The organism is Streptomyces sp. NPDC059900, from assembly GCF_050270335.1.
In the GTDB taxonomy this organism is placed as follows: domain Bacteria; phylum Actinomycetota; class Actinomycetes; order Streptomycetales; family Streptomycetaceae; genus Streptomyces.
Genome location: NZ_JBNNJZ010000487.1, coordinates 2,280 through 6,253, shown reverse-complemented (window position 1 = coordinate 6,253; position 3,974 = coordinate 2,280). Strand labels below are relative to the sequence as shown.

2 protein-coding genes and 1 pseudogene are annotated in these 3,974 nt (G+C 65.0%); 1 reads left to right on the top strand and 2 read right to left on the bottom strand.

Annotation, left to right across the window (positions count from 1 at the left end; genetic code table 11):
* Positions 1-183: 183 nt before the first annotated feature.
* Together ACQKIP_RS36955 and ACQKIP_RS36950 are read right to left on the bottom strand one after the other, a co-directional pair.
* On the bottom strand, positions 184-1,452 hold the full coding sequence (locus ACQKIP_RS36955; RefSeq protein WP_365865431.1) for a hypothetical protein: 1,269 nt from the start codon (positions 1,450-1,452) through the stop codon (positions 184-186).
* Complete coding sequence (locus ACQKIP_RS36950; RefSeq protein ID WP_365865430.1) at positions 1,449-1,751, bottom strand: hypothetical protein; 303 nt, start codon at positions 1,749-1,751, stop codon at positions 1,449-1,451. Before ACQKIP_RS36950 ends, ACQKIP_RS36955 begins: the two co-directional genes overlap by 4 nt.
* Positions 1,752-2,870: 1,119 nt before the next feature.
* Between ACQKIP_RS36950 and ACQKIP_RS36945 the strand changes: the two are divergent.
* Positions 2,871-3,020 (top strand): annotated as a pseudogene (locus ACQKIP_RS36945) (ATP-binding protein); the annotation flags it as partial.
* Positions 3,021-3,974: the final 954 nt, after the last annotated feature.

Genomic DNA, 3,974 nt, shown 5'->3' with positions numbered 1-3,974 from the left:
CAGATAGACCATGCGCCACTGGCCCCTGGTGACGCCGACGGCTTCGTGGAGTTTGTAGCCCAGCTCGAAGGCGAATGCCGTGATCTTGTCGCCCTGCCCCACGTCGAGGCCTCTCAGGGTGATCTCAACACGGCCTCGCCCGTCGAAGTGGGCGAGGATTTCTTCATCCTTCACTGCGATCCTTCACTTCTCTTGTTTCGCTGCGCGGTCTTTCTCGCTCCCCGTTTTCCAGGCATTCTCGAATGCTACGAGCAGCGGGCCACCGGGAACCAGCGTCGCTGTGGCCGTCTGCCGGTCGTTCTTCGGGTCGAAGTAGCCAAGGGCGGTCGGGTCGCCCATGAATCCTGCGACAGTGTCGATCAGGCCGAAGTTGGCTGCGGCGTCACCGGCGCGGCTGCCCGCGACCACGGCGGAGACGCCTTTGAAGGCGAGGCCGAACGGGAGGACACCGAGAGCGTCCTGCGCCAGAGTCCGGTTGGAGACCACGGAGTCGCCTCCGACGGCACGTGCTGTCCCGTGCATGGCCAGCGCACTCAGAGCGAATGCGCCCGACCCTACGGCCACCGCCGAGGAGGCGGCCGCCAGCGGGGGGAACACCGGGCTCAGGAAAAGCAGTACGAGCGAGACGGCGCCCAGCGCGGCGCTTACGGTCGCGAGTACATCGCCGAGAGCGGCGATGGTGTTGGCGTGTTCTGCGAGCCACTTGACTGCGTCCGCCACGACATCGCCGATGACGTCCATCACGATGTCGTCGAGCGCCCCCAGCGCCTTGCCGATGCCCTTGAGCGCGTCACCCAACTTGTCGAACATCCCGGGCTCGTTGGGCGCGATGTTCATCGCCTTGTCGAGCCGGCGCGCGATGGACTGTCCCTCGAGGGTGTAATCGCTCGACAGTTTGCGAGCCTCGGCGCGGATCTTCTCCAGCTCGGCTTCCGCAGTACTGGCGGCCAGCTCAGTGGAGGATCTGTCCTTTTCGGTCTTCTCCCGCTTGCGTGCCTCGGCGTCGTCTTTCGGGGAGTCGAAAGGCAGGGGCTTGTCCGGCAGGTCGTCGAGCTTGCCCTTCATCGCGGCGTGCTTGTCACGCGCGGCCCGTGCCCTGCTCTCCAGCGCGGTGGCCTTGTTCTGCCACGCCGGCATAGCCTCGGACCATTCCCCCAGCGCCGTGGCCGCCTTTCTGAACGACCGCTTCGCCGTGTCCACCTGAGGGCGGAAGTTGTCGTCGAACTGCTCGCGGAAGGCTGTGGCGTGCTTGCCGGTCCAGTCGCCCGCCCCCGTGCCGTGGAGGACATCGGAAATGTCCTCCAGCGCCTTGGCGGTACGCGTCACGATCCCGGTGATGTGCTTGGCATCCGGGGCGTCGCCGGGGCACGGGACGAATCCGAGCGCCGGGAACTGGTCCTTGAGCGGGGAGGTTCGTGTGGGGTCAGGAGCCCAACCGGGCACGTCGGTCACCGGCTGTCCTTCCCCGACTTCTCCAGTTCCTTCGCGAGCTTGTCATCGATTTGATCGAAGGCCTTCTCGATCTTGTCGAGCGCTTTGACCGCGGCTCCGGAGAACTTACTGATCTGCTTGATGCCGTAGGACCACTCGTCGCCAAAATCGTTCATACGCAGCGCCAGTTCGGTAACCCCCATGGAGTTGCCGTCGACTTCGTCCATCTCGCGTCCGGGCTTCGCCATGATGTCCGCTATATGCCTGAGGTCGCCGCGCACTTTGCTGAGAACCGCGAAGTCGATGCCGATGTCACTCACCGCTACCCCCTCCCGTGGTCACCGGTTACTGAATTGATTCCCTGCATGTTCGTTTCCTGGCTGGTATCGAAGGTGCCTCGCCCGGGTTCGCCGGCGCGCAGGCCGAGGGCGAAGTCTCCTCCTTCCCTCCGCCTGCTCCCTCGATCTTGTCTGGGCACCGCCACCACCGTCCGCTCTGCAGCCGGCCAGCAGCAGTGCGGCGATCGTCGTGATCGCGACCGCAACGGGCAGGCAACGGCGATTCACTCCAGACTTCCGGCAGGAGGGGCACCCTCAAGGGGGCACATGGTGGCACTTGGTGCGCAAATACTTTCACGCAGGTGATCAAACTTGGTCTCTGGGTCTCCAATTGGCCGAGATTGGAACAGGCAAATAAGGGCAAAATGCCCACTTTGGAACTAGACGGCGATTAACGGTGCATCTTTATGGAAGAGCCTGGCGGAGGGTGTGACCGAGGTCTGGGCGCCCGCGCGTTCCATGGAGTGAGCGCAGCCATGCGCTCAGCGACCAGGTCATATCGCGCCCCGTTTTCATTCGTTAACAGGTCGGCGTCGTGTACACCACAAGCCTCCTGGCGCCGCCCCGGCGGACGGACGGCCGCCAGTCGTCTCTGGCTACGCCGGCGGCACGTGGTGATCGACTCGGGGGTGGCGTGTCAGAAGCCGCGAGTTGTCAGCCAGGCGACGGTCCGGCCGTTTGCGCGGCTGCCGAGTCCGATTGGGAGCGCCCGGATCGCTTCCAGGGCCGGCTCGAACTGAGGTGAATCAACCCGCTGTCCGGCGGTGAAATGGCGCGGTGACGTAGGAGTGGCAACCCGGCACGGCCGTGAAGAGCACGCTGCCGTGCGCACTTCCTGGAGTCCGCGAACTCCGGCTCGACGCGGTCCGCCGCTTCTTCGACCACGCCGCTCCACTGGTGTCGGCGTACACACGAACGTCCCTGGTCGCGTACGAGTAAAAAGGGGACACTTGTTGATGCGGTGAGGGATGGTGCCCGGCAGTCTGCCGATCATTCGGTGTGGGTGGCGAAGGGCGGTCGTGCGGTGGTCTTGGATCCGCAACGTTGGTTGGAACTAGGGCGGTTGCGTGCCCTGTTGGATTCCGTGGCGGTGAGCCTGGCGAATGGGGCGAGGTCTTCGGCGATGAAGTCCTCGCCACTGCGATCCTCGACCGCCTCCTGCACCACTGCGCAGTCGTCCCGATCAACGGCCCCAGCTACCGACTCAAGAACGGCCTCAAGGCCATCGAACGCGAAATGGACGTGGCATAGGCATCCGCTTCACGAGTCGCGTGGTGTGCTCTGCGGCTCCCTCCTGTTGCCCGTCCTCCACGCCAAGTAGGCGGTCAACGCCGCGGCGGTGAGGGGCAGCAGTGGATACAGCGCTGCCGTTCCCCACGACGTGAAACTCCTGTCAACCACTTCGAGGGTTCCCCACGGCGTTCGGGCGATGGGCACTACCTCCCCTTGCTTGCCGTCATAACGCACCCTCACCGTCTCCGTGCTCATGCCACCCACAAGCTGGCCAGAGCACTCGACGTAATCGCCCCCTCGGCCACCGCCTTTGAGATGGCAATGCGCCAGACGAACCTGAACTTCGTCTCCAGTCAGCCCCAGACGCACAAGCCCAAGCGCCCCGGCCCACACCGTTGCCCCGAGAAACAAGACAGCCAGCACGCTCCAGGCCATGGACGTTATCCCCCGCCCCTTAGCTTCCATGGAGCAAGCATCGCGCACCAGGAGGAGGAACCAGGTGGGGATATTGATCTGTACGCAAGCGGGGAGATGAGTCCGTAGGCCGACAACTGGGCTGAATCGGCTGCCCCCGACTGTTCTGACCGTCGGAAGCAGTGCTGTGCGAGCGGTCCGGACTTGTGACGGGCGGGCGCTGGGTCTATCTGTCCACCGTCGCGGCAGGTGCAGACAGCAGGACATTGCCGGGACCGACGCGGTGCTGTCGAGCCTTTCGGATACCCCCTCAAGATCGCGGCCACCGTCACCGGCTCGCGTCCGGTCGCCGTCACCTACCTCGCCGCCACCTCACACTCGGGCAATCCCCTCATGGGCCGCCGCGGCCTCCGGATTCGCCGGCAGGCCGCTTTCGATCACACCACGGCGTGTCCCCGACATGCTGCCTTCAGGAGCGGTTCCCCATTCGTCGTGGGGGCCCCGGCGGCGTGGCGCCCCGTGGCCCCCGCCGGGGGGAGCTAATATGTTGGTATACCA